This window comes from uncultured Actinomyces sp. (genome assembly GCA_900541895.1).
GTDB lineage: Bacteria > Actinomycetota > Actinomycetes > Actinomycetales > Actinomycetaceae > Pauljensenia.
Window position 1 is genome coordinate 1 of the sequence record UWSI01000052.1, and the last position, 4,593, is coordinate 4,593.

5 protein-coding genes and 1 other RNA gene are annotated in these 4,593 nt (G+C 55.5%); 3 read left to right on the forward strand and 3 right to left on the reverse strand.

Going from position 1 to position 4,593, the window contains the following annotated elements; translation table 11 throughout:
• Positions 1-52: 52 nt before the first annotated feature.
• Positions 53-404, reverse strand: an RNA gene (rnpB, locus tag QZR18_RS08195) — RNase P RNA component class A.
• Positions 405-447: 43 nt separating this feature from the next.
• On the opposite strand from rnpB, the gene yaaA reads away from it, so the two are divergent.
• Positions 448-1,269, forward strand: a complete 822-nt coding sequence (gene yaaA, locus QZR18_RS08200; RefSeq protein WP_178707138.1) for a YaaA family protein — start codon at positions 448-450, stop codon at positions 1,267-1,269.
• A gap of 22 nt (positions 1,270-1,291) precedes the next feature.
• On the opposite strand, the gene QZR18_RS08205 is transcribed toward yaaA, so the two are convergent.
• Both QZR18_RS08205 and QZR18_RS08210 read right to left on the reverse strand, forming a co-directional pair.
• Positions 1,292-2,020, reverse strand: a complete 729-nt coding sequence (locus QZR18_RS08205; protein WP_178707141.1) for a zinc ribbon domain-containing protein — start codon at positions 2,018-2,020, stop codon at positions 1,292-1,294.
• Positions 2,017-2,862 carry a Nif3-like dinuclear metal center hexameric protein gene (locus tag QZR18_RS08210; protein WP_178707144.1) on the reverse strand — a complete coding sequence of 282 codons (846 nt, stop codon included), beginning with the start codon at positions 2,860-2,862 and terminating at the stop codon, positions 2,017-2,019. The genes QZR18_RS08205 and QZR18_RS08210 overlap by 4 nt, the downstream gene beginning before the upstream one ends.
• Positions 2,863-2,961: 99 nt before the next feature.
• On the opposite strand from QZR18_RS08210, the gene lipB reads away from it, so the two are divergent.
• Both lipB and lipA read left to right on the forward strand, forming a co-directional pair.
• Entirely contained in the window at positions 2,962-3,693 is a 732-nt protein-coding gene (gene lipB / locus QZR18_RS08215) for a lipoyl(octanoyl) transferase LipB (RefSeq protein ID WP_178707147.1), read from the forward strand.
• Positions 3,690-4,593 (forward strand): lipoyl synthase (gene lipA, locus QZR18_RS08220; protein ID WP_295910894.1); only part of this gene is annotated, 904 nt, incomplete at its 3' end. The genes lipB and lipA, both read left to right, overlap by 4 nt.

Here is a 4,593-nt window from a genome sequence, read left to right on the forward strand (position 1 = left end):
CAGTTTCTGCCTAAAAGGTGTGGCCGCTCGGGTTAACGAGCGGCCACACTTGCATGACAGTCGACCTGTACGCCGGGTTCTGTTCTACGTATTCGTAGTGGCGACCATCTATCTAGGACCACCGTTGCCGATGGTCTCAAGCAACCTACCCGCAGACAACGAAGGGGCACCTCTTAACGTCTGCTGCTCGGTCTTGCTCCGGATGGGGTTTACCTAGCCGATACGGTCACCCGTATCGCTGGTGAGCTCTTGCCTCACCGTTTCACCCTTACTGCTCTATGCAGCGGTTTGTTTTCTGTGGCACTAGCCCGCGAGTCACCTCGGGTGGCTGTTAGCCACCATCCTGCCCTGTGGAGCCCGGACGTTCCTCGAGACAAAAGCCGCGCGGCCGCCCAGTCGACTGACATGCACAGGGAATTTTAGCGCGTTTCCCACTAGTGTGGAGGCGTGGAAATTTGGCTGCCCCCATCTGAAGGAAAGAACCCGCCTGGAGAAGGTCCATCTCTTAGCCTCTCAGCACTCTCTTTCCCGTCTTTAACAGATACACGTAAAAAGATCATCGACGCCTGTGCACAAATCACTGATGACGAACAGGCACATCAGATCTTCAATGCCAGTCTTCGCCACTCAGCAGAAATTGAGGCCAACCAAGCGCTGATGTCCCAAAGCTGCGCACCGGCGTCGGCAGTTTTTAACGGCGTACTATTCGACGCACTTACCGCCCAAGAACCCCGCGCATGGACAGGCGAAGGAAGCCAACACATCACGATCTTCTCAGGACTATTTGGCGCGTTGAAGCCAACTGACCTCATTCCTTTACACCGCCTTGCGATGGGAACAAAGCTCCCCACGCTTGGAAACGTCACCTCCTTGTGGAAGTCAGTCCTGGGCAGCGCGCTCGCAGAAGATTATTCTGAAAAGCTCGTTCTTGATTGCCGCTCAAGTGACTACAAGCAGGCCTGTCTGGCGCCGTGGGCACACCTGTGGGAAGTTCGCGTTGAACGCCTACGGAACGGAAAACGTTCCGTTGTCTCTCACAATGCGAAAAAATGGCGCGGAATACTCAGCGGAGCACTAGCTTTGCGATGCGGCGGAATTGAAAACGCTAGCGATTTGGAAGATGTCCTAGCCGAAGTAACACCAAAGCTACGATCTCGTGATGCACGCGGCGCCACAAGTCATGTGAAAGAAATCGAAGTCTCTCCCGCAAAAGCTACCTCCCAGGGAGGAAGTACGCGCACCCTCACGTTGGTGACAGTCGAGGACTGAGAGCTCTAGCTCCACTAAAGATCTAGGCTCGGGTTCTCACGACGATCTGACCGGTTTCCTCGGCAAAGTAGAGTTCATCGGCGGGAGTTAGGCGAATACGCTCAAGTTCCATAGGAGAGAGCTCTGCGAAGCCCATTGGGTTCCCATCACGGACTTCGATCACCGCGAGCGCCCCATTCTTTGAACGCACGCTCTCATATTCGTCAAGAAGCTCGGGATCAATCTGGCCAGCACGTTCACGACGCTGAGCAATCATTGCGCGAAGCTCATCATCTAGCTGAGCAACCTCTTCGAGGAAGCGCGCCTTAGTTGCTTCGATATCCGCCTCAATAGCCTGAGCTTCCGCATTCATCTGCTCACGGGCGGCGCGTGCTGATTCCGTGCGCTCTTCAGCAGCGACCTGCTCTTCTTCAAGACGGGAAATACGCGAATCCATCTGAGCGATTTCGTGTTGCATCGAATTAATATCACGCAGGGGAACCTGGTTCTTTTCGATACGCTCATTCTGACGATCGCGACGAGCCTTGACGCGTTGGATATCATTCTCGATCCTGGCCACCTCACGTTCGCAGTCTGAAATGACGGCTCCTTGCGTTACCGCGGCGCGTTGCAGGTCAGCAAGACGTCCAGCAAGCTCTCGAACTGTCTCATGTGCGGGATGAGCCTGGCGACGGTGGCGCAGGGCAGATTCTTTCTGGTCTAGCTTTTGTAGCTCAAGCAGGACAAGTTGCTGAGGATGAGGCGCTTTCACAGGTAACTTCCCTCCGTATCCAGATGTAGGCTCCAAGGTTCTGTGACAATGGTAGAGACTTTCACCTCGCAGGTGATAGCCAAGCGGCGTGCTTCTTCCCTCAGTTTCTGTGCAAGGACAGGAAGCCACAGGCTTTCTGTTGCCCAATGGCTGGCACAAATCAGAGCGCAGCCACCATCTTCAAGGAATTCACTGGCGGGATGATGACGTAGATCAGCGGTAATAAATACGTCAGCGTCACTGGCACGTACAGCATCAAACATCGAGTCTCCAGCACCGGGACTAACCGCCACACGTCGAACCAGAGTGTCAAGTTCTCCTCCGACCAAGAGGCCCGTTGGGCCTTTCGGCATTACCCGTGCAACCGTATAAGCGAACTCACGCAAAGGTGTTGGCTTGATGGAGCCAATCCTTCCCAAACCGATCGCTTGGCCATCAGCATTCACGCATTCGGGTAAAAGTACTTCGATATCACTCAGCTCCAGTGCCTGCGCACAGGCCTGCGCAACGCCATCTTGTGCGACGTCACCATTGGTATGAGCATTAAAGAGCGCAATCTCGTGGCGATTCAGCGCGGAGATGATCCGCCCCTTCGCACTTTCTTGATTGAGGAAGGAGGCTCCTCTGAGCAGCAAGGGGTGGTGAGTGATAATCATATTTGCACCCCACTGCAGCGCTTCCTGGACCACTGCCTGGGTGGGGTCTAGCGCAAGAAGAATTCGATCAACCTGAGTCTGTGGTCCTCCGGTAATTAATCCGACCTTGTCCCATCCATGGGCACTTTCAGGCGGATACCACTGATTCATCAGCGAACGAACGTCACCAACATTCCACTTCGTCATAGCTTTAGTGTAGCCGGGTGACTGACAGGTCACATCGATAGGACGAATGTCCCACTCGCTAACCAAGACACGCGAATTACCCGCAACTAAAATTGAGGGGTGCGGATTTTAAACCTCATCCCTAGCGGACTCACCGATTATTCGGCCGTGAATGACTTCCAGCATGTTCTTCACGACCAAGTGGCCTCAGGACAGGCCGAAGACACTCTGATCGTTGCCGAGTTCGCACCCGCGTGGACTGCGGGACGTCACACGAAACCCGAAGATATCCCGGACTCAACTGTGCCCATCATCCACGTCGACAGAGCAGGATCCGCCACCTGGCATGGCCCCGGACAAGTTGTTATCTACCCGATTGTTCGCTTGAGAGAACCAGTGGACCTCTACGCTTGGATCCGAAGTGTAGAAAATGGCGTTCTTCAAACCCTACGAAAAGAGTGGGGACTTCCCGTCGAACGAATCGAAGGAAGAGCCGGAGTCTGGCTGCGCGGATCCCAAGGCAGAGATCGAAAGATCTGCGCGATCGGCCTCAAAGTTGCACGCGGCGCAACCATGCACGGAATCGCTCTGAACGTGGCGATTGATCCCGCACATGCCTTTAGCGGAATTATTCCTTGCGGCTTAGCTGATGCCGACGTCGCTTCACTCTCATGGGAGGGAATCTACTCAGATGTGCCTCATGCTGCCCATCTGCTTGTCCCCCACCTGATTCAGTCCATTACCCCTCAATTAGCCACGCGCCCAGAGCCAATTCACTGGGAAGAAGCCCCCGCTGGCGCATTCGCACCGACGGCCTCGTCGGAATTACAGTCGGAAGGACCCACGCAATGAGCACCCTGCCTGATCCCGAAGGACGCAAGCTGCTGCGCGTTGAAGTTCGCAACGCACAAACCCCAATCGAGCACAAGCCTGAATGGATTCGTACAACTGCTCGCGCTGGTGAGAACTACCAGGACATGCGTTCTCTTGCACGCGGCGCAGGGCTGCATACAGTGTGCGCAGAGGCCGGCTGCCCCAATATTTACGAATGCTGGGAAGACCGCGAGGCAACCTTCCTGCTCGGCGGAGCAATCTGCACACGCCGCTGCGATTTTTGTGATATCGCCACCGGCCGCCCCACAGAATACGACCGCGATGAGCCACGACGTATCGCTGAATCGGTCGCACAGATGGGACTTCGCTATGCAACCATCACCGGCGTCACCCGAGATGACCTTCCCGATGGCGCAGCATGGCTCTACGCAGAGACAACGCGCCAAATCCGTGCCAAGAGCCCAGGTACCGGTATTGAGTTACTCGTCGACGACTTCCGCGGCTCGAACGAAGCCATCGACATGGTCATTGAAGCTGCACCCCAAGTTTTTGCCCACAACCTTGAAACTGTCCCGCGAATCTTTAAGAAAATTCGCCCAGCTTTCCGTTACGAGCGTTCCCTCGCGATGATCCAGCGCGCCCACGATGGCGGAATGGTCACCAAATCGAATCTGATTCTTGGTATGGGTGAAACCCGAGAAGAAATCATCGAAGCCATGCGTGACTTGCATGAATCCGGCTGTGATCTTCTCACGCTCACGCAGTATTTGCGCCCCTCTCCCCTGCATCACCCGATCGACCGTTGGGTGCACCCTGAAGAATTCATCGAGCTTTCTGCCGAAGCTGAGGCAATGGGCTTTGCCGGAGTCATGGCAGGGCCGCTCCCGCGGTCCCCCCCCCCCGCGGGCGGAGAGAGAT

Excerpts from the sequence above, each read along its gene's own strand:
- QZR18_RS08210 (WP_178707144.1), bottom strand. The coding sequence starts at position 2,862 with ATGACGAAGTGGAATGTTGGTGACGTTCGTTCGCTGATGAATCAGTGG.